This is a genomic window from Wolbachia endosymbiont of Anopheles demeilloni (assembly GCF_018491735.2).
Taxonomy (GTDB): Bacteria; Pseudomonadota; Alphaproteobacteria; order Rickettsiales; family Anaplasmataceae; genus Wolbachia.
In genome coordinates this window covers 784,940-810,375 of sequence record NZ_CP084694.1, presented here as the reverse complement: position 1 = coordinate 810,375, position 25,436 = coordinate 784,940, and the positions used below count along the sequence as shown (strand labels likewise).

Annotated in this window: 27 protein-coding genes, 1 tRNA gene and 1 pseudogene; 11 read left to right on the top strand and 18 right to left on the bottom strand. The window is 33.2% G+C overall.

Annotated elements, in window-relative coordinates; all coding sequences use genetic code 11:
• Positions 1-28 precede the first annotated feature (28 nt).
• Positions 29-505 carry a hypothetical protein gene (locus JSQ73_RS04245; protein ID WP_214249739.1) on the top strand — a complete coding sequence of 159 codons (477 nt, stop codon included), beginning with the start codon at positions 29-31 and terminating at the stop codon, positions 503-505.
• 60 nt (positions 506-565) lie between these two features.
• On the opposite strand, the gene ribD is transcribed toward JSQ73_RS04245, so the two are convergent.
• Positions 566-1,807: a bifunctional diaminohydroxyphosphoribosylaminopyrimidine deaminase/5-amino-6-(5-phosphoribosylamino)uracil reductase RibD gene (gene ribD / locus JSQ73_RS04240; RefSeq protein WP_214249738.1), complete on the bottom strand. Its 1,242-nt coding sequence runs from the start codon at positions 1,805-1,807 to the stop codon at positions 566-568.
• The gene (locus tag JSQ73_RS04235; RefSeq protein ID WP_214249737.1) at positions 1,807-3,006 is read right to left on the bottom strand and encodes a deoxyguanosinetriphosphate triphosphohydrolase; all 1,200 of its coding nucleotides are present in this window, start codon (positions 3,004-3,006) and stop codon (positions 1,807-1,809) included. The genes ribD and JSQ73_RS04235 overlap by 1 nt, the downstream gene beginning before the upstream one ends.
• A gap of 47 nt (positions 3,007-3,053) precedes the next feature.
• Between JSQ73_RS04235 and JSQ73_RS04230 the strand changes: the two genes are divergently transcribed.
• Both JSQ73_RS04230 and JSQ73_RS04225 read left to right on the top strand, forming a co-directional pair.
• On the top strand, positions 3,054-3,476 hold the full coding sequence (locus JSQ73_RS04230) for a HesB/IscA family protein (RefSeq protein WP_214249736.1): 423 nt from the start codon (positions 3,054-3,056) through the stop codon (positions 3,474-3,476).
• Between the two features lie 26 nt (positions 3,477-3,502).
• The gene (locus tag JSQ73_RS04225) at positions 3,503-4,177 is read left to right on the top strand and encodes an ABC transporter ATP-binding protein (RefSeq protein ID WP_214249735.1); all 675 of its coding nucleotides are present in this window, start codon (positions 3,503-3,505) and stop codon (positions 4,175-4,177) included.
• Between the two features lie 266 nt (positions 4,178-4,443).
• Here the strand turns inward: JSQ73_RS04225 and JSQ73_RS04220 are convergent, their stop codons facing one another.
• A complete protein-coding gene (locus JSQ73_RS04220; RefSeq protein ID WP_214249734.1) occupies positions 4,444-5,121 on the bottom strand; it encodes an alpha/beta hydrolase in 678 nt (225 codons plus the stop codon).
• Positions 5,122-5,255: 134 nt separating this feature from the next.
• Here JSQ73_RS04220 and JSQ73_RS04215 point away from each other — a divergent pair, with 134 nt between their 5' ends.
• The 3 genes from JSQ73_RS04215 (at position 5,256) to JSQ73_RS04205 (ending at position 7,905) form a co-directional block, all read left to right on the top strand.
• Complete coding sequence (locus tag JSQ73_RS04215; protein ID WP_214249733.1) at positions 5,256-6,443, top strand: cysteine desulfurase family protein; 1,188 nt, start codon at positions 5,256-5,258, stop codon at positions 6,441-6,443.
• Between the two features lie 201 nt (positions 6,444-6,644).
• Positions 6,645-7,367 carry a Bax inhibitor-1/YccA family protein gene (locus JSQ73_RS04210; RefSeq protein ID WP_214249732.1) on the top strand — a complete coding sequence of 241 codons (723 nt, stop codon included), beginning with the start codon at positions 6,645-6,647 and terminating at the stop codon, positions 7,365-7,367.
• 16 nt (positions 7,368-7,383) lie between these two features.
• Entirely contained in the window at positions 7,384-7,905 is a 522-nt protein-coding gene (locus tag JSQ73_RS04205) for a cytochrome c oxidase assembly protein (protein ID WP_214249731.1), read from the top strand.
• Positions 7,906-8,048: 143 nt separating this feature from the next.
• Here JSQ73_RS04205 and JSQ73_RS04200 read toward each other — a convergent pair whose 3' ends face one another.
• On the bottom strand, positions 8,049-8,432 hold the full coding sequence (locus JSQ73_RS04200) for a hypothetical protein (protein ID WP_234301662.1): 384 nt from the start codon (positions 8,430-8,432) through the stop codon (positions 8,049-8,051).
• Positions 8,433-8,751: 319 nt separating this feature from the next.
• On the opposite strand from JSQ73_RS04200, the gene JSQ73_RS04195 reads away from it, so the two are divergent.
• Together JSQ73_RS04195 and JSQ73_RS04190 are read left to right on the top strand one after the other, a co-directional pair.
• Positions 8,752-9,729, top strand: coding sequence for a quinone oxidoreductase family protein (locus JSQ73_RS04195; protein ID WP_214249730.1), 978 nt, complete (start codon positions 8,752-8,754; stop codon positions 9,727-9,729).
• Between the two features lie 912 nt (positions 9,730-10,641).
• On the top strand, positions 10,642-10,914 hold the full coding sequence (locus JSQ73_RS04190; RefSeq protein ID WP_234301661.1) for a hypothetical protein: 273 nt from the start codon (positions 10,642-10,644) through the stop codon (positions 10,912-10,914).
• Between the two features lie 79 nt (positions 10,915-10,993).
• Here JSQ73_RS04190 and dapA read toward each other — a convergent pair whose 3' ends face one another.
• The 9 genes and pseudogenes from dapA to elbB all read right to left on the bottom strand — a co-directional run bounded on the left by dapA (position 10,994) and on the right by elbB (position 16,771).
• On the bottom strand, positions 10,994-11,881 hold the full coding sequence (gene dapA / locus JSQ73_RS04185) for a 4-hydroxy-tetrahydrodipicolinate synthase (protein ID WP_214249729.1): 888 nt from the start codon (positions 11,879-11,881) through the stop codon (positions 10,994-10,996).
• Between the two features lie 9 nt (positions 11,882-11,890).
• Positions 11,891-12,373 (bottom strand): single-stranded DNA-binding protein, encoded by a 483-nt coding sequence (ssb, locus tag JSQ73_RS04180; protein ID WP_214249728.1) that lies wholly within the window; start codon positions 12,371-12,373, stop codon positions 11,891-11,893.
• 68 nt (positions 12,374-12,441) lie between these two features.
• A tRNA-Arg gene (locus tag JSQ73_RS04175) sits at positions 12,442-12,515 on the bottom strand.
• A 12-nt stretch (positions 12,516-12,527) separates the two neighbouring features.
• Positions 12,528-13,325: a hypothetical protein gene (locus tag JSQ73_RS04170; RefSeq protein ID WP_214249727.1), complete on the bottom strand. Its 798-nt coding sequence runs from the start codon at positions 13,323-13,325 to the stop codon at positions 12,528-12,530.
• Positions 13,322-13,930, bottom strand: a complete 609-nt coding sequence (locus JSQ73_RS04165) for a hypothetical protein (RefSeq protein WP_214249726.1) — start codon at positions 13,928-13,930, stop codon at positions 13,322-13,324. The genes JSQ73_RS04170 and JSQ73_RS04165 overlap by 4 nt, the downstream gene beginning before the upstream one ends.
• 16 nt (positions 13,931-13,946) lie before the next feature.
• Positions 13,947-14,363, bottom strand: a pseudogene (locus JSQ73_RS06790) (hypothetical protein); the annotation flags it as partial.
• A gap of 270 nt (positions 14,364-14,633) precedes the next feature.
• On the bottom strand, positions 14,634-15,560 hold the full coding sequence (gene ispH / locus JSQ73_RS04155; RefSeq protein WP_214249725.1) for a 4-hydroxy-3-methylbut-2-enyl diphosphate reductase: 927 nt from the start codon (positions 15,558-15,560) through the stop codon (positions 14,634-14,636).
• A gap of 66 nt (positions 15,561-15,626) precedes the next feature.
• The gene (locus JSQ73_RS04150) at positions 15,627-15,935 is read right to left on the bottom strand and encodes a hypothetical protein (protein WP_214249724.1); all 309 of its coding nucleotides are present in this window, start codon (positions 15,933-15,935) and stop codon (positions 15,627-15,629) included.
• A 137-nt stretch (positions 15,936-16,072) separates the two neighbouring features.
• Positions 16,073-16,771 (bottom strand): isoprenoid biosynthesis glyoxalase ElbB, encoded by a 699-nt coding sequence (elbB, locus tag JSQ73_RS04145; protein WP_214249723.1) that lies wholly within the window; start codon positions 16,769-16,771, stop codon positions 16,073-16,075.
• A 263-nt stretch (positions 16,772-17,034) separates the two neighbouring features.
• Between elbB and JSQ73_RS04140 the strand changes: the two genes are divergently transcribed.
• Positions 17,035-17,253, top strand: a complete 219-nt coding sequence (locus JSQ73_RS04140) for a hypothetical protein (RefSeq protein WP_234301659.1) — start codon at positions 17,035-17,037, stop codon at positions 17,251-17,253.
• A gap of 136 nt (positions 17,254-17,389) precedes the next feature.
• Here the strand turns inward: JSQ73_RS04140 and ppa are convergent, their stop codons facing one another.
• The 5 genes from ppa to JSQ73_RS04115 all read right to left on the bottom strand — a co-directional run bounded on the left by ppa (position 17,390) and on the right by JSQ73_RS04115 (position 23,240).
• Entirely contained in the window at positions 17,390-17,896 is a 507-nt protein-coding gene (gene ppa, locus JSQ73_RS04135; RefSeq protein WP_214249711.1) for an inorganic diphosphatase, read from the bottom strand.
• A gap of 80 nt (positions 17,897-17,976) precedes the next feature.
• Entirely contained in the window at positions 17,977-19,281 is a 1,305-nt protein-coding gene (locus tag JSQ73_RS04130) for a WD1261 family protein (RefSeq protein WP_214249710.1), read from the bottom strand.
• 112 nt (positions 19,282-19,393) lie between these two features.
• The gene (gene mnmA / locus JSQ73_RS04125) at positions 19,394-20,506 is read right to left on the bottom strand and encodes a tRNA 2-thiouridine(34) synthase MnmA (protein ID WP_214249709.1); all 1,113 of its coding nucleotides are present in this window, start codon (positions 20,504-20,506) and stop codon (positions 19,394-19,396) included.
• 227 nt (positions 20,507-20,733) lie between these two features.
• Positions 20,734-21,801, bottom strand: coding sequence for a rod shape-determining protein (locus tag JSQ73_RS04120; RefSeq protein ID WP_214249708.1), 1,068 nt, complete (start codon positions 21,799-21,801; stop codon positions 20,734-20,736).
• 20 nt (positions 21,802-21,821) lie between these two features.
• Complete coding sequence (locus JSQ73_RS04115; RefSeq protein ID WP_214249707.1) at positions 21,822-23,240, bottom strand: gluzincin family metallopeptidase; 1,419 nt, start codon at positions 23,238-23,240, stop codon at positions 21,822-21,824.
• A 274-nt stretch (positions 23,241-23,514) separates the two neighbouring features.
• On the opposite strand from JSQ73_RS04115, the gene JSQ73_RS04110 reads away from it, so the two are divergent.
• Complete coding sequence (locus JSQ73_RS04110) at positions 23,515-23,994, top strand: OmpA family protein (RefSeq protein WP_007302208.1); 480 nt, start codon at positions 23,515-23,517, stop codon at positions 23,992-23,994.
• 142 nt (positions 23,995-24,136) lie between these two features.
• Complete coding sequence (tilS, locus tag JSQ73_RS04105) at positions 24,137-25,429, top strand: tRNA lysidine(34) synthetase TilS (protein ID WP_214249706.1); 1,293 nt, start codon at positions 24,137-24,139, stop codon at positions 25,427-25,429.
• Positions 25,430-25,436: the final 7 nt, after the last annotated feature.

The following is a 25,436-nucleotide window of genomic DNA, read 5'->3' as shown; positions in this document are numbered from 1 at the left end:
ATAAACCTTAATTAAGGAGGAAGTTATTATGCCTACTATATGGAAATTGAAAAATATAGCACCTATAACAAAAATGAGTATTGAAGGTACAGTTGCAACTGCATCTTTAGCAGCAGCAATAACAACAGTATTGATTGCTACTAAAGTAATTGCTGGCCCTGCATTTTTAGCACTTATTTCTAGCCCTGCTGGAATTGCAGCTCTGTTTGTTGTCGCTGTATATTTTGCCGCAGCAGCTTATGCTTCATATCAGCAAATGCATAAGAATGAAGAAATAAGTGAAGCTAAAGCAGACGCTGAAGCAGCTAAAACAGAAGTTGAAGGAAAAATTAAAGATTTAGCTACTAAAGATGAGTTGAATAGCAAAGCTGACAAGTCTGAAGTTGATACGAAATTAGCTGAAAAACTGGATTCAAGCAAATTTAATGAAACACTTAAGAGTTCGTTAGAAGATGCTAAAGTTGTTGAAGCATTCGAAAGCAAAATATCTCAAAAAAGCTCATAAGCTAAATGGTACAGAGGTAGAGATGATTCTGCCTCTTTTTTTCATTTGAGCATGTAAAGGTTATGATAATATATCCCACATCTCAACTACATCCTTACTAAACTCTATTATCTCTGCTTTTTTGAACTGATAACATTCATTGATGGATTGAATTCCTAAATCTCTTACAAAAGGAGTGGCATCATTACCTAAAATCTTTCCACTACGGCAGATTATCAACCTGTCGATTAAGTTATGTTTTAATAATTCTGTAATTAACACTCCTCCACCTTCAACTAATAACCTTGTTATGCCAATTTCTGAAACAAGTTTTGATACCATGTCCTTTAAGCAGACTTTATCGATAATATCAGGTTCCGATGTCATTCCAGCGCGTGACCAGTTTTCATTATGCAATTGCTTGAAGTTTTCTGGATCTAAGTGTCTGGGCACTGGGATGACAGGAGAAGGCATTGGAATGACAGGAGAGTGTGTTGTAGTAACATCTGAAATAACAGGAGGTTTGTGATTTGAATTGACTATCAAATAATTAATGTTTTTTATTTTTTTCTCTATTTCTCTGTTTGTAATCACCCAAGTTGTTATTTTGTCTGCAGTCTTTGCAATATTATGCTCTTCCTTCAATTTCCCTTGGCTATCGATAATTAGCCTTATTGGCGACCTTTCTTCGAGTCCTGGTAATCTGCAAGTTAAGAGTGGATCGTCATTGATAAGGGTACTACTGCCAATCATAATTGCATCATATTTTGCTCTGAGCTCATGTACCCAATTTCTCGTATCTTCACTTGTTATCCATTTGCTATCACCTGTAAACGTTGCGATTTTTCCGTCAAGAGTTGTTGCGATTTTGCAAGCTATGAATGGTCTATGAAGTTTCTTGGTGGTAAAAAAGCCAACATTCAGTTTCTCTGCTTCTTCTTGCATAATACCTTGCTCAACTTCAATTCCTGCATATGCTAAGGCTTTTATGCCTCTCCCTAAAACTCTATTATCTGGATCAATTGCTGCAATCACTACCTTTCTTATTCCTGATTTTATGATTTCTGCAGTGCAAGGTTCTGTAACTCCAAAGTGGCAACATGGCTCAAGAGAGACGTACATAGTTGCATCATGAGTTAAGTCTTTAGCATTTTGTAAAGCAACTACTTCTGCATGTGGACGTCCACCGATTCCTGTGTAGCCTTCACCGATCACCATACCGTCTTTTACAATGACACATCCAACAGTGGGATTTGGTGCAACACTTCCAAGACTTTTTTCTGCAAGTTTTAATGCGATCGACATGAAATAATCATCGGTCATTAGAAAGAAGTCATTTCGTATGAGGTATCAAAAATTCTTCTGTGCTCGTGTATGGCAAATCTATCTGTCATACCTGAGATATAATCACATATTATTACTGAACGCTGAGATTCACAAGCAAGCTTGTTCCACTCTATAGGTAATAACCCTGGGTTTTCATAAAAGCATTGAAAAAGCTCCTGTACTATACGTTTTGCTTTGTTCATTGTTCTATTCAATTTATAGCTTCTGTATATTTTTTCCATGTTAAATTTTTTCATCTCTTTTGTGGAATTTGCAATTTTTGGTGAAAATGTGACTAGCATTGTATTTAGACCTCTTACATCTTCTACGCTTTTTATTTTGTAGTCTTTAATATTTTTTTCAATCTGAAAAACGACATCATTTATCATAATCCCTATAGTTCTACTCAGTGATTCATGTATGAGTTTGCTCTGAGACAAGTCTGAATATTCACTCCTTACGTTTTTAAAGATTTTGCCAATTAAGGGAACATTAAGCAAATCTTCAATAGTTACTAAATTTGCTCTGAGTGCATCATCAAGATCATGCACACTGTAAGCGATGTCATCGGCAATTGAAGCAACTTGTGCTTCAATGCTTGAAAATTCCTCAAATTTTAGATCATATTTTTCATTATATTTTAATAATAGCTGATTATTTGTAGAAGACTCTGCGTTTTGACTAAGCAAGGGACCGTTATGTTTTGCAACCCCTTCAATCACTTCCCAACTTAGATTCATACCATCAAAATCAGCATGTTTTTGTTCAAGATAAGTTAAAATCCTTATAGCTTGAACATTATGATCAAACTCATACTTCTCATTATCAAGATTCAAATCTTGAACTGATTTCTTTAGAGCATCTTCACCTGCATGACCAAATGGAGGATGACCAAGATCATGTGCGAGCGCTATGCATTCAGTGATATCCTCATTTAAGCCAAGTCTACGAGCAATGGACCTTGCAATTTGTGCAACTTCAAGGCTATGAGTAAGCCGAGTGCGATAGTAGTCGTGCTCATAATTGATAAAAACTTGTGTTTTGTACTCCAATTTTCTAAATGTATTAGAGTGAATAATTCGGTCCCTATCACGCTGAAAGCAGCTGCGATTTTCATCTTCTGGCTCTTTAAAATTTCTTCCTTTTGTTTTATTTGGAAAGCACGCGTAACTTAATAGAAAATTATTGTTTGACATGTAAAATTTCTACTATAATAGGTTATCAATAATGAACGGTGGTTGTTATGTCAACAGATTACAATATTAGCTTAACTGACAATGCATTAAGGAAAATCCACTCCCTTGTAGAACAGGAAGGAGATGAGAGTTCTATTTTGCGGGTTGCAGTTTCAGGTGGTGGATGCTCTGGCTTCAAGTATAATTTTCTTATGGATCAAATAAATAAGGAGATGTTTTTGGATGACGATTTTGACGATGACGAAGATAGCGAGGATTATAGAAGCCACTCCAGTTTTAGTGAAAAAGGTAAAGATATAGTAATTAATGATGAGAATGGAAACCCTGTATTAATGGTTGATAATTGTTCAGCGAAATTTTTAAATAACTCAACTATAGATTATACTGAAGATCTAAGTGGTTCTGGTTTTCAAATCAAGAATGCTCTCGCTAAGTCTCGATGTGGGTGTGGTAACAGTTTCTCGGTCTAATTCTCCCTCCTGGATCTTTTTATAATATGGGTGGTGGTGTAACACTAGGGCTAGCTTCTGTAAGTAAGAGCTTCAAAAAAAGTCCTGCTATTGTAGAAGATATCAATCTGAGTCTTACAAGAGGGCAAGTAGTTGCATTGATTGGTAGTTCGGGATCAGGAAAAACAACTATACTACAAATTGCAGGTCTATTGGATAAGCCAACTTTAGGTGTAGTGACAGTAGATGGAGTAAATTGTACGCAAGCCAGCAATAAATATAAAACTCATGTAAGAAGAAATTTTCTTAGCTTTGTTTATCAATTTCACTATTTATTACAGGAGTTATCAGTGTTGGAAAACGTTATGCTTCCTCAGCTTATTGCAAGAAAAAGCAAAACTGAAGCAAAAAAAAAATCGCAAGCAATATTAGAGAAATTTGGTCTGGAAAATAAAGCAAGTAGTATATTATCTGAAATTTCTGGTGGAGAAAGGCAGAGGGTTGCAATTGCAAGGAGCATTGTAAACTCTCCAAAGCTTTTACTTGCAGATGAGCCAACGGGAAATTTAGACCCAATAAATTCTTTGAATGTATTTTTGCTGTTACATTCATATGTAAAGGAAAATAACAGCTCTATGCTTATAGTAACACACAATTATGTTCTTGCAGAAAAAGCAGATCACATTTTTCAGCTAAAAAACCGATCATTAGTAAAGCTGTGAATGGAAGAAACAGTACAATACAAAGCTACCTATAACTTGTACTTATTTAACCAATGATCATTAACGGAGTATAATTCGCACGAAATACTTTTATTGCTTTTTATACACGGACTCTTTAATTTACGCTGTTTACTTAGGAAGCATCCTGACAGCATAAACATCGCTAAAACGAGAAATAATAATTGCCTAAACATAACAAGACTTTTTTTATTTATATTAATACATTCATTTCTCTCATTTGTAAAGTTAGGCATATTCTTTTACCCTTATATCTTTTTTACTTTTTTTGAGGAAGTGACTGCACTGTTTAAGCGTAGTTTTATATAATTATCTATAATTTGAGCTACTTCCTCTTCTTTATCCCTTAAAAAGTGGTTAGTATCGTCTACTATATGGTATTCCATATGGTTATTTTTTACCGAATTTATTAACCTTTGTGCTAATTCTGTTACATCGCTTTCTTCTGAAATTGTATCATTATTACTTTGTATTATAAGTCCAGGAACTGGGCAAGGAGAGAGAAAAGAGAAATCGTATTTAGTTGCTGGAAGAGAAAGGGCAACAAAACTTACTATCTCTGGACGGCGCATTGTCAACTGCATAGCTACCCATGCTCCAAAAGAAAAACCGACTATCCAAATTGGAACGTTGTTAGAGTTATGCTCCTGAAGCCAATCAATAGCTACTGCAGCATCAGTTAATTCTCCTATACCCTTATCAAAAATTCCGGTAGATTTTCCGACGCCACGAAAATTAATTGTCAATGCAGAAAAGTTATTATCGATAAAAGATTCATATATACTATGTATAATCTTACTATCCATACTACCACCATATTGGGGATGGTGATGTAAAATTAGCACAACCGGTGCATTGGTATCTTTGCTTTGATGGTATCTACCTTCTATCTTTTTTGTTGAATTGTTTAAAAAGACTTCTACCATGATGACTCCTAATAAAAACTTGTTTTGACAGGGGTTGATAATGTAAATTATTTATTAATTATGTATTAATTTTGCTGTTTTTGCAATAAATTTTTATTGTGTTAAAGTTAACATACATAATTGGTTGATGGTAAGTGACAAATAAGCTTGTGAGTTTATTCTCCCTGGAAGATAGTAGTTACGTGTATGCTGATTATAATGCAACTGCTCCAGTGAGTAAAAATGTAAAAAAAAGTATACTTGAGATTTTGTCAAAACAAACACTAAATCCATCATCCCTGCATAAAAGAGGACAAGAAGCGAGGAAGATTCTTAAAGAGGTAAGAGATAACGTACGTGATGCTCTTAGCATTTCAGATGATAAAGAAATAGTTTTTACGTCTGGTGCAACTGAAGCAAACAACCTCATCATGAGAGGAATGAAAGGCTATCTGCATGTAATTTCAGCTACAGAGCATCCTTCAATTCTTAATTCTGCATATAATCCACATATAATACCCGTTAATCAAGAGGGTATTGTTGACTTTTTAGAGCTAGAAAAAATTCTAAGCGAACTTGAAGGGAATAAAGTAATAATTTCAGTGATGATGGCTAATAACGAAACTGGAGTTATCCAGCCTGTTAAGGAAATAGCTAAAATAGCACATAAATTCGGGGCAATCTGTCACACTGACGCTGCTCAAAGTGTTGGGAAAATCGAATTAAATATGGAAGATTTAGAAGTGGATTTACTTACTTTATCTGCTCACAAATTTGGTGGTATAGCAGGTAGTGGAGTTTTAATATTTGACAAAAAGCTTGTAATAGAACCTACTATAATAGGTGGTGGGCAAGAAAAAGGATTGCGTGGTGGTACAGAAAATATTATTGCAATAGTAGGTCTTTCTGCTGCATTGCAAAACATTCCAGATCTTCTATCAAAGATGGATGAAGTAGAGAAGCTGCGTGATCAATTGGAGTGTGGGTTATTAAGTCTTGTCAGTGATATCAAGATCTTTGGCAGAAATTCTAAAAGATTGCCAAATACAAGTTTCATTTATATGCCGAGAGTGAAGAATGATCTGCAGCTCATGCACTTTGACTTAAATAATATTGCAGTCAGTAATGGTTCTGCATGTTCTTCTGGAAAAGTTGGACCTTCTCATGTTTTGCTTGCAATGGGAGCAACAAAAGAGCAAGCAGAATGTTCAATTAGAATCAGTATAGGTCCAGAGGTTAAACCGCGAGACATAGAAAAAATAGTGGATTGTTGGTATAGTGTCTATAAGAAGAATGCTTTAGTAAATGCAAAAACTACTTTCACCATTCCCCTTAAATCATGATAGAGGGAATGGTGAAAGTAATTTCTATTGCCAGAGGTTGTTATAATAGTTAAATGCTGCTGAAAACCGATTTACTTATAGTTATGGAAGAAATTCTCTAATTGCATACCACACCATTCAATTGTAGTATGTCATTTTTTACTTGATAAAAACGCTGTATTATATTATAATATATCATCAAGAGATAATAAGGAGTTACATATGTCTTATATGAAAAACGAACAGGATATTCGCTCTCAGGGCTTTTATTATAGTGCTGGACTCAGGAGTTACCTAACTAAAGTATACAATTATATGGCTTTAGCTTTAGGTGTTACAGGGCTTGTTGCGTTTTTAACAGTGTTTTCTGGTCTTTTCCAGGTGATTTATTCCAATCTTGTTCTATCGCTTGTGGTAATGCTATCTCCAGTTGCATTGGTGTTTTATATGTCTTTTAGGCTTCAACACCTAAGTGCTCAGTCAACACTTACTGTATTTTTTCTATTCTCAGTTTTAATGGGAATTTCTTTATCTCATATTTTTATAATTTATACTGCAGAAAATATAGCGAGAGCATTTTTCATTACATCGATCATGTTTGGTTCTATGGCTTTATATGGTAATACTACAAAAAAAGATCTGACCAGTATGGGTTCTTTTTTGATTATGGGAATCTGGGGATTAATCATTGCATCTATAGTTAATCTGTTCCTTGGGAGTAGTCCACTCTATTTTGCAATATCATTTGTGTCAGTAATAGTGTTTACTTTAATGACCGCGTACGATGCTCAGAGAATCAAAGATGTTTATTATAGGTATAATGATGGCTCAGAGGTTGCAACTACTAAGCTGGCAGTACTTGGTGCAACTAATCTTTACTTTGACTTCATCAATATATTCTTCAATTTACTCAGGTTACTTAATTTATTCAACAATAAGGATTAGATGATTTCCATTTTTAATGGGAAATAATGAAAATTCTATAGTTTTTTTCCTAGTATCTTTAGTGGTATTGATGCTGTGTCTTGCATATGCTTCAGTGCCATTGTATAGTATCTTTTGCAAAGCTACTGGATATGGTGGCACAACGAGAAAAGCAACTAATACGACAATAAATGCAACTGACCAAAAAATCAGGGTTTACTTCAATGCTGATGTAATGTCCGGTCTGCCTTGGGAATTTAAATCAGAAACTAACTACATTGATACGAATATAGGGCAAAAAAGTTTAGTGTTTTATTATGCAGAAAATTTATCTGACCAGCCTTCACTTGGAATGGCAGTGTATAATGTCACACCTTTTAAAGCAGGTAAGTATTTTAATAAAGTTGCATGCTTCTGCTTTGAAGAACAAATTTTGCAGCCAAAACAAAAAGCAGCTATGCCAGTATCCTTTTACATAGACCCTGAAATAATTCGTGACAATAGTACAAAAGATTTAAGTGAAATAACGCTATCGTATACGTTTTTTAAGCTTAAATAACAAACCTTTTTCTATAAATAAGTTATGCAACAGATCTATTGAATTGAGCAGCGGCTCTTATTTACTTTTTGTACACTGACTACTTGTGTTTCAGTGCTTGGTGTAATCAATTCCCATTTCTCATTATTTACTTTACAAGTATTCTAGTAATCAGCTAACTCTTTATTACTTTTTACAGAGACTGGCATTTCTATGTTGGGATTTTTTTCTAATGTATGCTTAATTAGAATCTCATAGCAATTCTTGTATTCAATTGGCCTATCTCTACCATATAATTTAGCAACATAGTCTAAGGTGGTATTTCCACCGTAGTTTTCATTTGGGCTATCATTTACTCCCGCTTTTATTAGAGCCTTTAATATGTCCGGAGAATGGGTCAAAACACAGGTATGTAAATATCCTTTTTCGTTTTGCACATTAGCTCCTGCTTTTATTAAAACTTGCGCTAGATTTGTTAAAGTGTACGGTTTATAGTTAATGGCGATGGAAAAAAGACTATCTATTGGAAAGCCATCATAATCTTTCAAGTCAAATCTGTGATTAATATCAAATCCTTTTTTTCCTAAGAAAGATATAAATATTTACAATACTCTCCTTTTTTATCTGATTTTTGCATTTTACATTTTAACCTTTCTTTTATTTTTATTATTGGTATCTAAATCGTCATCTTCATCCACTTCACACAACACATTGAATAAAACACCATAAAGCCAAGTTTCTCTATTTGTCATAATTTGTGCCTAAAAACTATTAACATACGCTCATGTAGAGTATAAACTCTAAATAATATTTTACAAAATATTAATTGCTAGATAACATAATTAAAGTTTTTGTCTTACATTTATCATGATTAGAGCTATACAAATTAAAAAAACTGGGGGGCCAGAAGTATTAGAATTTGTAGATAAGAGCATAGGTGAGCCAAAAGATGAGGAAGTCTTAATACGTCATACAACTATCGGCTTAAATCGTTATGATTTAGAACATAGAAAAGGTATGCGCAAAATTAAAGATCTGCCATCAGTACTTGGAGTAGAGGCAGTAGGAGTTGTTGAAAAGCTTGGTAAAAAAATTAGTGATGGACTTAAGGTTGGAGATAGAGTTGGATATTGCACAGCTCCTCCAGAGGCATATTGTGAAAAGCGCATTGTACATCAGAAATATTTGATAAAAATTCCGAATGATATACCTGATGAAGTTGCTGCTGCAGTATTGTTTAAAGGTATGACAGCTCACTATTTAGTTAATCAATCTTATAGAATCAGGCCTGGTGCTTTTGTACTAGTTCATGGAGCTAATGGTGGTTTGGGGCAAATAATATGCCAATGGGCAAAGGATAAAAAAGGTGTAGTGATAGGTTCTATAAGCTCTGACGAAAAAATGAAGATAGCTTTACAAAGTGGCTGCACATACGCAATAAACTACAATGATAAAGACTTCGTTTCTAAAATCATGGAGATTACGAAAAATAGAGGAGTAGGTGCGGTGTATGACCCTATAGGTTACGCTACAAGCAAGCTCTCTTTTGAATCTTTAGGTAAGTTTGGCATATATGTTTCCTATGGGCAGATATCAGGTAATGCTCCTATTAATTTCTCTTTACTTAGTTCGCGTTCGTTATTTGCAGCTGGAACTTTGATATATCACTACAAGCACAATAGACTTACGTTAGTGCTTACTGCAATGGAAATTTTTGAAATGATAAGAAAAAAACTTTTAATTGTACGAATTAATAAAAAATATAAATTTGATGAAATAATAGAGGCTCATCGTGACATGGAAAATAGAAAAGTAAGTGGGCTAAATATTATCAAAGTTTCTTAAATAACTTAGTAACCTAAAATAATTATTCATTAAGTCATATCAACAAGAATTTCACATGGTTAATTTTCTTTTTGGGAGAGTTAAAAGCATACAGCTGTAGCTAAACTGACTGAGATTTTTACCGGACTAGTTTGAAAAACTTGTCATTCTGCTACTCTTTAGTGGCGTGGTAATGCAATGTTTTATCTATAGATACTATGTTCACAGTAGTTTCAAAAGAAGCTTAGTAAATAAGTTATATTTCAAATTAGATTTGGTGTCACATCTAACATTATAAGTATTATCACTTCAATAGTATATGGAGCTGTTATTTTTCTTTTAAATGAATGATTTTTTTCTATTTTACTCTAGTTTTAGAGTTGAGGTTATAGTACTTAGAAAGTTTACATTGCTTTATGAATTGTCTCTGTTGTTCTGATATATCCAGTAATCATAAGTTCTCCTTTAATGGCATTTTGTTCTCATATTTTATATACCATTATACTCTGGGACCATACATATAAGGCTAAAGTGTGCTGAAAGTTAATTAAAATTACTTAATAAATTGACTATATAAACTAAAAATGCTAGTATTATATTATTAATTTTAAATAAGAGTAAATATTATGGGCTATACAAGAACACAACTAAAACAGGCAAGGCAAGCAAAAAGTAACCTAGAAAAGAAAATTGAATCAAAACTAGAACTAGCAATAGCACTAGGAATGGCAGCTGTTACTGGGACTCTTGCAGGTTTAGCTCTAAGTTATGTTAACTTGCCACATCTCATTGCAGGTAGAATCATTGGTTCTGCAATGTTATTAGTATGCTGTGTAATCAGTGCTTGTTCTTTCTCAAAAACTACAAATCTCAACGATATACCAGAAAGCATGTCCGAAGAAAATAAACAAATTTTGAGAGAATATAGCAACAGTGCTGAATATAAAATTAAAAATTATGCATGTACTATCAGTAGTATTGGTGTTTTTTTTTGGAGTTGGAGCAGGACTAGTTGCTCTTGGTTTTACATCACCAGCAGCTATAGGTGCTTTAACTTTTGTAGTGAGTATGATTCCTTGTATTTCTTTAAATTTCTTAATTGATAAAGCAATTGAGTGCTTTTTTCCAGAAGGAAATAAACAGCCAGGTAGCTCATTTGATAGCGATGTGAAGATTGTTGATGATATGTGCAGGAAAGTATTTTAAGAAACGATAGATAGAAGTTTTTGAAGAGGATTTAGCCCATTTTTTTGTGTTAAGTATAATTGAATTATCCGCTCAAGTCCTAATCCTGCATAGCTAGTTGATTTTCCCATCCAAGAATCATTTTATTGGCTTGCCTTAATGTTTCAATAGAAGGCAAATCTTCTGTGCTGAGTGGTAGACGGACAGTTTTGTGTTTTATAAGCCCAATATCATGCAAGAGTGCTTTAGTAGGTATTGGGTTACTGGCGGTAAATAACGCTTCGCAAGTCTGTTGCCACACATCTACCTGAGAGTTTTTACTACTCAGACATTGCTTAACATATTTATGTACTACACTTGGCCAAACATTGGCAGCAACAGAAATCAGACCAGCTGCACCCTTAGCAGCCATATCAAATATCATATTATCGTCCCCACAAAACACCTCAATATTTGGTGCAACTTTCTTATACTGAGTTAAAGTATCAACGGTGCAACTTGAATCTTTGATAGCCCAAAATTTTTCGTGGCTGGATAAATTACGTACAGTTTCAGCGTGAAGACTCACTCCTGCTCTTGATGGAATATTGTAAAGCATTGCTGGCACATGTGCTTTTTCAAGCAGCTTTTCAAACCATAAAGTTTGCCCCATGATTCCAGGCTTTGCATAAATGGGAGTTGTCATTAGATAGCCATGAATAGGCATACCCTTGCAAAAATCAAGCCATTCAAAAGTCTGATATAGATTCACTCCTGGTACACCAATTATAATTTTCGTATTTAATTTTAGCTCACATACAAATTCAACTAAGGTGCGCTTTTCAGAATCAGTAAGTGATAAGCTTTCACCTGTGCTACCGAGCAACACTACACCATTTTTAGCTTGAGCCTGCATTGCAAGCAAGCACTGCAAACTTTGGTAATCTATGCTATCTCCATTAGAATTAAAAGGAGTAACATAAGCAGTCCATAAAAATGTAGGTTTCAATTGAAGTTATTAAAATGGTATTTCATCATCGATTAGTTCATCTTTTATATCGTTGTCAAAACTTCCTTGTTTATCTTTTTGTTCTGTTTCATTTTGTTTGTATTCACTTGGCTTGTAATCAAAGTTTGACATACTGTTTCGTGAATCTAAAAGGGTAAGGGCACTATTAAAGTTGTATAGCACCACCTCTGTTGTGTACTTTTCAGTACCATTTTGGTCAGTCCATTTTCTAGTTCTCAGAGAGCCTTCAACGTATACTTTACTACCTTTCCGTGCAAAGTCTTTAATAATTTTTACTAGTCCTTCACTAAAAATTACAATATTATGCCATTCTTTCTTTTCAGAGCGAGTACCAGAAAATTTGTCAGTCCAACTTTCAGACGTGGCTATTGAAAAACTTGCTATCTCTTTTCCATTTTGTGTAGTCCTAATTTCAGGATCTTTTCCTAAATTACCAACTAATATGACTTTATTTATAGTACCATTAGACATAATTATGCTTTAAAATAAACATCTTTATTATCTTATGTGAGAGTATTATTGTCAAATTTAATTAGAAACGCGCTTGGAGGGATTCGAACCCACGACCTTTGCCTCCGGAGGGCAACGCTCTATCCAATTGAGCTACAAGCGCAGATGTATTAGATTATTTAATAGATAAACTGTCTAAATCAAATTTTTGTTCTGGATAAAGAGTAAACATAATACCTTCATGTCCAAAATTTACATTTTTAGAATTGCTTATCCTTTCTTTTGTTATCTTTTGGTTTACAGCCCATGAAAAAGTTACATAATTTTCAGTTACTGAGTGCACTTTTAAATCCTTAGTATTTATAAACAACTTTCCATTTACCCATATTTTCCATGTATCAGGGGAAAAGTATAAAATTGAATCTAAACTGACTACTTTACAATTGAAATTTTCTTCCTCTGTAACTCCTGAAGACTGTAAGTTAAATTTTTCCATCTCACTAACTATTCTATTAATCCGCTCTTCATCAAATAAAATGCTTTTTATGCTACCATATTGCGATAAAGTACTTTCTGCTGCCTCTTTTATTATATCGTCTCGATCTATATAGCTTAGTTTATAATTGTTGATAAAAAAACACTCCTTCGCACGCAAATTTGCTATATCAATAGAATCATTTATTTCTTGATTTCCAACTTTTAAAATACTTTTTAAGTACTTCTTTTCTATAATCATTCCATTATTGGAATGATGACAGACCATTTCATCATTGCCTTGTCTTTCTATATATACACATAAATTTTCACTATTTAACCCTAATATTTTATGCTCAATAAAATCTTCATCACTAATATGCTGTTGGCAAGAATATTTTTTACAAATCCCTATATTTTCTACAAGATCTTCACAATTGCAATATGCACTAACATTAAAAAATAGCAGCGTAAAAATAAAAAACAACTTTATATTCATCTACTTAATATAGTATACCAATCAAAAAGTATACTAGCTCTCACTATCTCTATCATATTACCACTTAAAATCTGGTTTATATCTGCAGAATCTATATTTCTCTGCTTATTCAAGGTAAGAGATCTGATCATAACATAATCAGGAAGATTTGGAATAGACTGTAGAAATAAAAAAATATGCTTATCGCTAATTGAGCTTAAACTTAGAACCACTTCACTTCTTATTACTTTTGTACGTTCACTTTTATTGTGGAGTTCATCTTCTTCAGGTATAGAAATTGATATTTCAGGTTCTAACATGTAGTGTTTTTTATATAGCTTGTGAAGCTCAAAATTTAAATTTGTAACATATCTGCTACTATGTAAGTTTGAAGAAGAAATTCTTTTCCATAAATCTAGATTTTTATTTAGAACGACTTCTTTCTTTTGAATTTCAATGATCTGTAAATTAATAGAGTGTATTTCCTCAGCTGCAGTTTGATTTTTATTATAAACCTTTTTGTTATAGAGAATAAAACACGTTGATAACCCTATTAATACAATAGATAATAATAAATAATATATGCACTGAATTATAGCTTTTCTTTTTAGTTGAGAGATAGTCATCAATCTACATTGCCTCTCCTATTTCAACAAACACGTCCAACCAATATTCTATTAAATGATTTGCTTTTGATGAAACAAATAGATACCACCAGTTTTGATTAAATTTATTCGGTTTTTCGACCAAGAGAATAGAATTTATATCGTTATTATGAGCAAAATGCTCTACTTTTGTTTTTGCTGATAGATAAGCACTAATCCTATTTACTCTTGGGATAGAATGTAGCAAATAGTTCTGATCAGTGTGATTGAGAACCAGATATAAGGGTGCTTTTTTATCTGATGAGAGACATGAAATTAAGTCAGAAACAGCTTTATTATTTTTGTCCTTAGCAAAAAATCTTTTATTTAAAGTATCATTTTAAAAATATAGTAACATTGTGCCTTCTTTTCCTATAGAAAACATAAACTTACTTTTGGGTTTTGACCTAAACATATTAACAAAGTGTATACTCATCTAGAATTAAAAAGGTAATTTATTGAAATTCATTAAACATTAGATGACAATATTACTTATATTATAAGTTTTTATTAAAATTAGTAGTAATATTAACCTTTTTGTATGATGAAGGTTTTTTATATTTGTGCTAGACACAACTTAACCTGACAAACGAGGATTAATTATATCTCAGCTTGATATTTTATTCTCCAACAGACTGAAAATTGAGTTGAGCTAAAGACTTGATTTGACTCACTTTGTTGCACATTACCATTTAGTATACTTGAACTGAACATTTTCAGTGAATCCATCTGTCATGACTGAAACTTTTGTATTCATATTTATTTTTAAGTAATTTACTAGCTCATCAACTAATATATCAGGAGCAGAAGCACCTGCAGTAATTCCTATTTTTTCTGCGCCCTGCAACCAATTTTTGTTCATACATTTATAATTATCAATCAAATAGGCTCTTTTTCCTCTGGAAATACACAGGTCTAATAAACGGTTTGAATTTGAACTGTTTTTGCTTCCTACAATTAACACTACGTCTGTAATTTTAGCCAATTTTTTAACAGCGTTCTGCCTATTTTGTGTTGCATAGCATATATCTTTTAAGTCGGGGCCTGTAATGCTTGGAAATCTGAGCTTCAGTGTAGCAATAATTTCTTTGGTATCGTCAATACTTAACGTGGTTTGTGTTACATAAGATAAATTATCTGGATCTTTGATTTGTAAATTGTATACGTCTTGCATAGTTTGCACTAGAGATATAGGATTACTTACTCTTCCTATAATTCCCTTAACTTCTGGATGATTTTCATGTCCAATTAGAATTAATTCTTTACCACTATCCTCATACCTTTTTGCCTCTTTATGTACTTTGCTAACTAATGGACATGTTGCATCAATCACTTGAACACCCTTTCTTTTTGCCTCATCCTCTATACTTTTCGACACTCCATGTGCGCTAAAGATCAATATTCCTCTATTGTCTTTAATGTCTTCTATGCTGCTTACAAAAACCACTCCTTGTTTCTTGAAGTCCTCTACTATATACTTATTATGAACGATTTCGTGTAGTACATAAACTTGGCGTTCATTTTTGTATTTCTCTAAAGTGATTGCTAATATGTCTACAGCTCTTTTAACCCCTGCACAGAAACCGCGTGGTTCAGCTAAGATAATCTCCATTTTTTTTTAAATCAAGTAAGTATGTAAACATTGCTAAAAAGTAAGCTCCGCTCACTATGTTTCATATCATGACTGCTTTACTATAATTTTAAATTTATCATTACCAAGATTCTTATTAATATACCAGGAACCTTCATCTTTAATTACAAATTCGGGACCCTTGAGGTCTTTTGTTATTGTCCTTCCATCTTGGTAATCCATGGCAATATGGATATCGAATGTAACGATGTCTAGATTTATTATAGCTTTTTTCCCACTGTATGAATTTAGACTAAACTTGCCCAACATGACATCATTGATACTCACTTCTCCTGCATAAGTATCACACTTACCATCTACACAACAATCACTTTCAATATAAAAAAGATCTGACATATTTATATCTATAAAAAAAAGAACTAAACTTACATACTAAATATAGCTTACCGTTAATAAGCAATTACAGATTACTTTGGCTACAACAATAATGCAACTGGAAGTATAACATAATTAATTGTATAAGAAACTACACTTTAGAGAAATGGTTGTTTGGTTTTTTTATTAATTTTTTTCACCATACCGTCAATCATGTGTTTTATTCCTTGATATACAGAGTGTGTACTTTCATCACTACGCATATAAGCAGAGCAGGAAAATATATTATGCTTTTCGTCTTCTATTGATAGCTTTGTATCGCATGTTATATGTTCGCCGCCGAGCTTCTCTATCAACTGGTCTTTGTCGTCTCCTATAGTTACCTTAATCTTACTTTCTTCTTTACCTATCTTGCTACTTAAAATAAAAACAATAATGGCTGAAGATATACATATAGCTCCTATTGTTTTTTTTGCAACAAAGAACTCTGAGACTAATCTTTCAAACTCAGGCATTACTGTTTTATTTTCGGCTAAGTCAGATAAATTTTTCGCAACTCCATATCCACCAGGTACGACTAGCATGTCAAAATTTTCAGCTTTAGCTTCTCTTAAATCATTTATCTCACCTCTTGCAATTCTTGCTGCTTCTACAAGTACATTCCTTTTTTCTTTTACTGCTTCTTTTGTTTTGTGATTCATAACTTGTGTGATATCAACATCAGGAGCAAAACATGTGACTTCAACTTCCTGCTGATCAAGCACAAGCAGAGTTAAGACTGCTTCTCTCACCTCTGTGCCGTCGAGGTAGCCACATCCTGATAACACCACAGCAGCTCTTAATTTTTTCTCACCCATAAAATACCTTGATTTCATATAATCTAGGTATTGTAATACAAATTCCATATTTGGAAAGGAGTAATTATTTTATTTCAATTATAATATAATGAATAATTAGTATATATAATGAGGCATATTTATAATTGATGGGAATTGAATATGGTACAAGGCGGTATAGCAAACCCACCCGATAGGGATAGATTCATTGAGAATTTAGTAAAGTATATTAGAACCTGTACATGATCTCAAAAAAGGGATAGAATGAGAGGATAAAGTAGGATATGGGAAGTTTATATCCAAGTGATATAAGTCGAGGAAAGTTTGAGATTATTGTAGCAGATCTGAAGTCTTGCAGGAAGAGGACAAAAAGTGCTATTTGCTCAACAAATTCACTGGTATTGGTATGGCTAAATTTGAAATCATTACATAAATTTGTCGTAAACCATCACTGCTTAAGGTGCTATGCAACAAAGCCATCCCAGTGTCAAGCGCTGGGATGACACCTTTTGTTGTAAACTCACTTTTACTCTATGGTTATACTACCTTGCCGCTATCCTGAACGGATACCAATATTTACCCATTAAAAACAACAACATTTTTCCGAATAACTTTAATTTCAGGCTAAATCAACGCAAACTAATTTCTACTTTTTTCAATGATTTCTTTTGCTTCTTCTACATCAGCCCATTCTCCAACTGTCACCGTTTTTCCCTTTTCTAAATCTTTATAATGAGAAAAGAAATGAGCAATTTTATCTAGTAGATTTTTAGGTAAGTCAGAATAGTTCTTTATATTGTCATAATAGCTATCAACACTGGAGATAGGTACAGCTAATATTTTTTCATCCTCTCCTTTTTCATCTTTAGTGAGCAATGCACCCACTGGACGCACCGATATCAAAACTCCAGGCGCTAAAGGAAATTGAGTTAGCACTAAAACATCCACAGGATCACCATCACCTGCACATGTATTTGGTACAAATCCATAATTGCAAGGATAAGTCATTGAAGTAGACAAAAATCTGTCAACTTGTAACAACCCAAGCTCTTTATTAAATTCATACTTTACAGGTTCAGCATTTGCACTTATTTCAATTACTACACTGATTGCATCTGGTTTTGTTGTTATTTTGCTTAAATCCATGGATTACCTCGTTATTCAAGAGAAGATATTATATAGCATACTCTTTAAGAGTGCTACATTTATCATTTATAAGTAGAGATTCATGAACGCCTGGACTGTGTAGGACCATTTGCAAAATCATTAATAATTGCACCATTGACTGCTGAATGTGGCGGTTCTTGAGGTGATTTTAGTAGTTGAAATAAAGCATATACTATTACGATAGTAAGTACTGCAGCAACTATGAAATTGATGAGATTATTTTGTGGCAAAATATTTGTTATTGAGTTGAATAACCTTTGCTCCATAAGAAAATAATCAACAACACATAACCCAACAGATAATATAAACATACCTAAAGCTAGTTTACAGAACGTATTTTTATGATTTTTCTTGCTGACAATGAAATTTGGCCTACATTTATTCTCTTTTTGTGGAATTGAGCAGTATACATTCTCGGGGTTTGTGACTAATTGTTCAAATTCATCACTGTTTTGGGTTTTTAACAGTTGCTCTATAGTACGTTTGATATTTTTAGGATATAGGAAATCTTGACTGTGTTGCTCTCTTTGAGCTGTAAATGTCTCCTCCAATGCACTTATATCTCTATAATTAAGTGTATACTTGGTGAATCCATTTCTATGCGGTAACTCAATTTCTTGTAATACTTGTAGTAACTTCTGAATGTAATCGTAATACAGTGGTGTATTGATTGCTTTAGCTTTCTCATTAATATATTGATTAAGTGGTAAAATATCTCGATTTTCAGTACATGTAGAAAATATACCATAACTAGAAAATAGTAATGCTATGTCTTTATCCACTTTTATATTATGTATGGAATAATAATGATTTATTACCTCTTTACATAAGCTAAACTCTTTATCAAATTCATTTGCATAGCTTATTTTGAGTAACTTTTTAACATTATTGAGTACTTGTTTCTCAAAGTCATCATTATTGTTAAATAGAGCTTCACCTTTCGGATTTGCTAGAATATTAAAAAGCTTTAGTTTTTTTTGATCTTCTGTCAATCCTACTTGATCTACAATTTCCCTTAGCAATTTCTTCGAAGTGTCACAAAGAGTAGGTATTTTTTTACTTTCAACTGCAGCATATATTTTATCAATTACTTCTTGAGTATTGAACTGAGCATTTTTTGCAAGAATTGTATAAGCTTTAACATAAATTAAAAACAATCCTTGTAGACTAAATTTTAAGTTAAAATATTTATCTAATGGCTCTTGTTCTTTTTTATTAATGAATTCGGATAGACCTATATGATTTCTGCAATCCATGCAATGATGTAAGTCAGCATGTTGAAAGCTGCCCAAACGAATAAATGCGGCCTCTAGTAAATTGCCCTTATCAACAATTTTTATTAACTCTTCAACTTCTTTAACCATCCCTCTAGTCCACAATATAATAATTACCTTTATAGTATAAAGAATATAGGATAAAACAGCAATAAATTTTATTGTATGTTTACATTCTGCATTAAAAAATTAAACCACCAAGTTAGGAGCATATCCAACCTCCACCGATAACTTGTTCGCCCTTATATGCTACACAGGCTTGACCTGGACTAATGCCAAAGTAATCGTCGTTTAAAATTACACAGGCTTTGTTCTTTTCGTCAGTTGAATATATTGTCGCTAAGCTTCCTGAATGTGATGACCTGAGCTTAACAGTTACTTCCATGCCTTCTTTTGGTTGTTCTAACCAATTTAACTCTTTGACCAATATCTTTTTTTGCATTAGAGCATTGATCGGGCCTACTACAACTTCATTATTTTCTGTATTAATTCTTACTACATAAAGAGGCTCACTGTGTGCAATGCAGAGGCCTCTTCTCTGCCCCACTGTAAAATTTACTATGCCGCTGTGCTCACCTAGCACTTTTCCATGAATATCTACTATTTTACCTTTCTGTACAGATTGTGGAGCTAATTTAGCTATTGTTTTACTATAGCTTTCGGAAACAAAGCATATATCTTGACTATCCGGCTTTTCAGAGATTTGTAAGCTAAAATATTTTGCTAATTTTCTTATATCACTTTTATAGAACCCACCTAGTGGAAATCGCAAAAGCTTTAACTGCTCCTCAGTTGTAGCAAACAAAAAATAACTTTGATCTTTACTTTTATCAATACTTCTGCACAACTTTACCTCACCATTTTCTTCTAATCTTCTTACGTAATGTCCTGTTACGAGCACATCCGCACCAAGATTTTTTGTGACTTGCAATAGATCACGAAATTTTACTGTTTGGTTACATCTTACACATGGTATGGGGGTTTCCCCACGCATGTAAGTATTCGCAAAATCTTCTATTACTTCCTTTTTAAATGTTTCTTCGTAATTCAAAATATAATGAGGAAAGCCAACACTTTCAGCTACGCGTTTGGCGTCATAAATATCTTGTCCAGCGCAGCATGCACCTTTTCTTGCATTAGCATTGCCATTAGTGCCATATAGCTGAAGAGTCACACCTATCACTTCGTACCCAAGGTTATACAGCAGTGCTGCAGCAACGGAGCTATCAACTCCCCCGGACATTGCAACAATAGCCTTAGTTTGATGCGGAGCTTTATCTTTTAATAAAGGTTCAATTTCAAATTCTTTTAGCATATAATTTATAAACACAAACCTGGTGTCAAGCACTGGAATCCAGTTTCTATTACACAATTTCATCGAAACAGCATACTTATTTGTAGTCAAGTTCCAATGTCAAGTGCTGGGATGACATCCCTTCCTGCTGGAAGTTGCCTTTAAATTACTTGGTGCGTGACACTGGGATCTCATTTATATTACATAATTCCATCAAAACAATTCGATAAACTGCCTTCAAAAACAATTTAATCTTGCTTGAATAAAACATGGCCAAAATAGTCCATGTTTTCAAGTACTTTTCCGCTACCTAGGGCAACACAACAAAGTGGATCATCTGCAACACGAACTGGTAATTTTGTTGTTTCACTAATAACTTTACTCAAGTTGCGCAATAACCCACCTCCACCAGATAAAATTATTCCTCTATCAAATATATCAGAAGAAAGTTCGGGTGGAGTACTCTCCAGTGCAGTTCTAATAGCAGAAATTATCTGATGTACAGGCTCTATTAGGCTCTCTGCAACTTGATATTCTGATAAAAGCATTTCTTTTGGCATACCACTCACTAAATCCCTGCCTTTAATTATCATTCCCTCTTTGTTGTTTTCAACTGGCAGACTGGCTGAACCGATGTTTTTCTTAATTTTTTCAGCAGTTGTTTCGCCAATCAATAACTTATGATTTTCACGAATGTATGACTTTATTGCCTCATCCATAATATCACCACCTACTCTGGCAGAACGTGAATAAACGATTCCACCTAAAGAAATAATTGCAACTTCAGTTGTACCACCTCCTATGTCAACAATCATAGAACCTTCAGGTTCGGTAACTGGAAGTCCAGCCCCAATTGCTGCAGCCATTGGTTCTTCAATTAAGAATACTTCATTTGCACCAGCACTTTCTGCTGCATCTTGTATAGCACGTCTTTCAACTGGGGTAGATCCAGATGGAACACATATGATAATACTAGGCTTATTAACAGTGAATCTTGTGTTTGCGCTACGTATGAAATATTTTAACATTTCTTCCGCGCTTTTAAAATCAGCAATAACTCCGTCTTTCAAGGGCCTTATCGCTTCTATTTCTCCAGGTGTTTTTCCGAGCATCATCTTAGCTTTTTTGCCAAAAGCATAAGGAACGTAACTTCCTTTTTCTTTTACTCTTGCTACAACTGAGGGTTCATCAAGCACTATCCCCTGACTTTTCTGATAAACTAAAGTATTTGCAGTACCAAGATCTATAGCAATATCGCTAGCAAATAAACCTTTGAAAGTAAAAAAATTTCTGATTAAATTCAGAACAAAACTCATACACAACTCAAGAAAACCATTTATTGAGATAAATTATACTTTTCAGATAAGTAACTAGTGTAGCACTCAATATCTAAATCCCTACCTGTTACCTTTTTTAGCTGTTCCAAAAAGCCATAATTTGCACTATATACATTTTTAGAGAACCAATCGATAAGTAAACTGAAATCTCCTTTTACTATAGAATCTAAAAATTCGTAATGATTTTTCTTAATGAAAGAAAAAAACTGCACAGCAGCGATTAACGCTATGACTTTAATAGGAAAGTAGCCTATAACACCACTTATCCAATACTCATCTTGAAAATAAGTGTCTAGCTCATTTTTAGCTTTTACTGAAATCTTGTAATGCTTCATACCTTCCAACCATTTATCGTGTAGATCTTTAACTTCTAACGTACCATTTATTAGATCTTGTTCTAATTTAGTTCTTAGCATAATGTGAGCCAATAAACTAAATTCATCCGCATTCTTCAAAAAAGATGAAAGATTTACTTTATTGAAAATCAAATACAAATTTTCAACACTACTATTAATTTTGCCTTTTGTAGAAAGTTTCTCCTTTATGTGTGGTTGAATGAACTCAATAAATTCTCTGGATGTTCCAATGATCCTTTCCATGAATAACCCTTGAGTTTCATACATAATATGTTTTGTAATTGAGCTCTTTATAGAATTTTGCGCTAAACATTTTTGATGAATTGCATAACCAGTATGCCGTAAAAGTAAAAATAAACCATAACAAAGGTCAGATTCATCATAATCGATAGGATCGTAATAAGAAATGGAAATCTCATTTGGTGTAACACTCATTTGCTGTAAGAATAAGGAACCAAGTTCAATCTTTCTCTGAACCGTAACTTTTTGTATATTAGTAACCTTATCCTTCTTCTGCTTTTGAGTTACTTTCTCTACATTTTCACTAAAAAATTTACCTAGCTTAGGAAATATTTCCTTTATGTTCTTTTCTGTGATATTAGAGTCATAGTCAGCAAGCAATGACTCATAGTTTGAGCGCTTTAATTGTTGCGATTTTATAGAAGCTGCTTCACGAGTAAGCTTAATTAGGTTAGTAAAGCATTCTTTCAGCTTTTCTAAGTTACTAATTTCAGAATTAGTTAGCCTCCATAAGTTTTGGCATTCAATCTTAGCTTTGGACAAAGATTTTACTAAATCAACAGGAATAGCACTACTGCTTTTGTATATCCCCTCTATTAACTTTAGCTGCTGAATATTTGCACTCTTTTTATTCCTAAGAGCATTTGCTAATGATTCCTTTATTGCATCATGAGAGATAATTTCATGTCTGATTTCCTCTAGAAGACACATTTGTTCAACTTTGTCCTCTACATTTAATTGGCTTTTGCTTAGTAGTTTTAGTATGTTTTCGATATTCCTTACCTTATGTAATACTTCCTCTAAAAACTTATAAGATCTCATTTTTATTCATTGCTTTGAAACATCTGCTTAATATCGTAATAGATTAATAATAAAGTTAAAAGTATATTTGCTTAAAGTACAATAAAAAATTGTATTTTTATTCTTTTATTGTACTTCATTGCTAAGAATTGAACATCTTATCAGAAAATTAATAATAAGATTGTAAAGAAAACATTTAGTATTTTATTTCCCTTGACTCTATTCTAGTATAGAGGGATTATTAGTACTAAAATTAAAATTACGCACTATATTTTAAATTTATGGAGGTTTAGTGATGTGGAGTAGACTGATTATAATGTGTTGTTTTTGTTTACTACTTACTGGTGTAAGTTCTTGCCCTAAAAAAGGAGTAAATACGACAAATAAAATGAATGCTGTTGTTAAGCAGATAGGTGATAAAAGAGTTTTCTTTGGTTATGATGAATCTAGTATCAGTGAAGTGAGTGCAGATGCATTACTTGACGTGATGGAAGTTTTACAAAATAATCCTGACGCAAAGGTCACTTTAACTGGTCATACTGACAATCGTGGTTCTCACGAGTATAATCTTGCACTAGGAGCTAGAAGAGCAGATGCAGCTAAAAAATTTATGGTCAGCTGTACACCTTATCTAGAAAATAGAATAAAAACTGCTTCTAAAGGTGAAACTGAGCCTTTGGTTAATGTAAAAGATGATTCTAGAAATTCTAAATATGAAAAAGAGCATGCTAAAAATCGTAGAGTGGAATTTTCATTTTCTGGAATAAAGAAGTAGTTTCTTGCATTCAAACCTGGATCCCAGTGTCAAGGACTGGGATGACAAAAGAGAGCAATTACGCTGCTTGTTAGCGGGATCTATATATACCACAAATAAGTCGCTGTATGACGTAGAGACTATCTGGCAATCAAGAAACATAATGAAATTAGAGTTATTATTTCAAAATATAGCTAATAGCTTTGCTTTCCATAACCAAATCGCAGTTGCAGTATCAGGTGGTGTAGATAGTATAGTCTTACTGCACTTAATGACTAACTGGGCAAAAAAAAACAAGCTTTCACTTCCTATAGCATTAACAGTAAATCATAGGTTACGTTCAGAGTCTCAAAAAGAAGCTGATTTTGTTATAAGTTATGCAAAAGAACTTGGAGCAAAGGAATCGTTCATATTAAATTGGGAGAAGCAAAATATTAAGGGTAACATTCAGTTACAGGCACGAAAAGCACGATATAAGTTACTAGAAGAGTGGTGTAAAAACAATAATGTTAAATGTTTGCTCGTTGCTCATCACAAAGATGATCAAGCAGAAACGTTCTTATTAAGATTGGAGCGAGGTAGTGGCGTAGATGGATTATCATCAATGGATTACAAATCTTTCTTAAATGGTATTTATATATTTAGGCCGTTGTTAAATTTTAGTCGTAGTGAAATAGAAAAGTATGCTAAACTTCACCAATTAAGATGGATCGAAGATAGAAGCAATTATGACTTAAAATACAGACGAACTTTATACCGTAACTTACTTAAAGCAAGTGATAATCAAGATGTTCTAACAGAGCGAATATGCCTTACAGCACTTCATATGAAAAGAGCTGCAAAAGCGTTGATGCACTACACACGCCTTGCACTTAATGACTGCGTTAATATTCATGATCTTGGTTATATTGAAATTAAACTAGATGAACTTTATAAACTGCCAGAGGAAATAGCTTTAAGGCTTCTTCTTTGTTCTATAATGGCAATTATCAATAAGCACTATAAACCAAGGTACCGTAGCCTTATCGCAATATTTAACAAAATATCGCAAAAAGATAGTGATATTAACTGTACACTCTCTGGGTGCAAAATAAGAAAATATGGAGGGAGCATCTTGATAATGAGAGAATCATCAAAGATACAGGAAATTACTGTACACCTAACATTAAATGTCCCTATTGAATGGGACAATAGATTTAGCTGTACAATACTTAGCAATCAGAAGTGTTCAATAACTATTGCTCCGCTAAAAAAAACACAAAAAGTTCCTGAATTTCTGAAGGATTACAACTGCTGCCCTGAAGTTTTCTACTCTTTGCCTACAGTACAAAAAGATGGAAAGGTGCTTGCTTATCCTGATATAAATTATAACGGAAAAAATACCAATGACGATAAGGTTCAATGCATTATTAATAGCACAATAAAGCAAAATTTGGTAAGCTTGATTAGTATTTAATTAGAAA

Coding starts and splice junctions, on each gene's coding strand:
- JSQ73_RS04245 (WP_214249739.1), top strand. CDS start 29: ATGCCTACTATATGGAAATTGAAAAATATAGCACCTATAACAAAAATG.
- ribD (WP_214249738.1), bottom strand. CDS start 1,807: ATGACCGATGATTATTTCATGTCGATCGCATTAAAACTTGCAGAAAAA.
- JSQ73_RS04235 (WP_214249737.1), bottom strand. CDS start 3,006: ATGTCAAACAATAATTTTCTATTAAGTTACGCGTGCTTTCCAAATAAA.
- JSQ73_RS04230 (WP_214249736.1), top strand. CDS start 3,054: ATGTCAACAGATTACAATATTAGCTTAACTGACAATGCATTAAGGAAA.
- JSQ73_RS04225 (WP_214249735.1), top strand. CDS start 3,503: ATGGGTGGTGGTGTAACACTAGGGCTAGCTTCTGTAAGTAAGAGCTTC.
- JSQ73_RS04220 (WP_214249734.1), bottom strand. CDS start 5,121: ATGGTAGAAGTCTTTTTAAACAATTCAACAAAAAAGATAGAAGGTAGA.
- JSQ73_RS04210 (WP_214249732.1), top strand. CDS start 6,645: ATGTCTTATATGAAAAACGAACAGGATATTCGCTCTCAGGGCTTTTAT.
- JSQ73_RS04205 (WP_214249731.1), top strand. CDS start 7,384: ATGGGAAATAATGAAAATTCTATAGTTTTTTTCCTAGTATCTTTAGTG.
- JSQ73_RS04195 (WP_214249730.1), top strand. CDS start 8,752: ATGATTAGAGCTATACAAATTAAAAAAACTGGGGGGCCAGAAGTATTA.
- ssb (WP_214249728.1), bottom strand. CDS start 12,373: ATGTCTAATGGTACTATAAATAAAGTCATATTAGTTGGTAATTTAGGA.
- JSQ73_RS04170 (WP_214249727.1), bottom strand. CDS start 13,325: ATGAATATAAAGTTGTTTTTTATTTTTACGCTGCTATTTTTTAATGTT.
- JSQ73_RS04165 (WP_214249726.1), bottom strand. CDS start 13,930: ATGACTATCTCTCAACTAAAAAGAAAAGCTATAATTCAGTGCATATAT.
- ispH (WP_214249725.1), bottom strand. CDS start 15,560: ATGGAGATTATCTTAGCTGAACCACGCGGTTTCTGTGCAGGGGTTAAA.
- JSQ73_RS04150 (WP_214249724.1), bottom strand. CDS start 15,935: ATGTCAGATCTTTTTTATATTGAAAGTGATTGTTGTGTAGATGGTAAG.
- elbB (WP_214249723.1), bottom strand. CDS start 16,771: ATGGGTGAGAAAAAATTAAGAGCTGCTGTGGTGTTATCAGGATGTGGC.
- JSQ73_RS04140 (WP_234301659.1), top strand. CDS start 17,035: ATGGGAAGTTTATATCCAAGTGATATAAGTCGAGGAAAGTTTGAGATT.
- ppa (WP_214249711.1), bottom strand. CDS start 17,896: ATGGATTTAAGCAAAATAACAACAAAACCAGATGCAATCAGTGTAGTA.
- JSQ73_RS04130 (WP_214249710.1), bottom strand. CDS start 19,281: ATGGTTAAAGAAGTTGAAGAGTTAATAAAAATTGTTGATAAGGGCAAT.
- mnmA (WP_214249709.1), bottom strand. CDS start 20,506: ATGCTAAAAGAATTTGAAATTGAACCTTTATTAAAAGATAAAGCTCCG.
- JSQ73_RS04120 (WP_214249708.1), bottom strand. CDS start 21,801: ATGAGTTTTGTTCTGAATTTAATCAGAAATTTTTTTACTTTCAAAGGT.
- JSQ73_RS04115 (WP_214249707.1), bottom strand. CDS start 23,240: ATGAGATCTTATAAGTTTTTAGAGGAAGTATTACATAAGGTAAGGAAT.
- JSQ73_RS04110 (WP_007302208.1), top strand. CDS start 23,515: ATGTGGAGTAGACTGATTATAATGTGTTGTTTTTGTTTACTACTTACT.
- tilS (WP_214249706.1), top strand. CDS start 24,137: ATGAAATTAGAGTTATTATTTCAAAATATAGCTAATAGCTTTGCTTTC.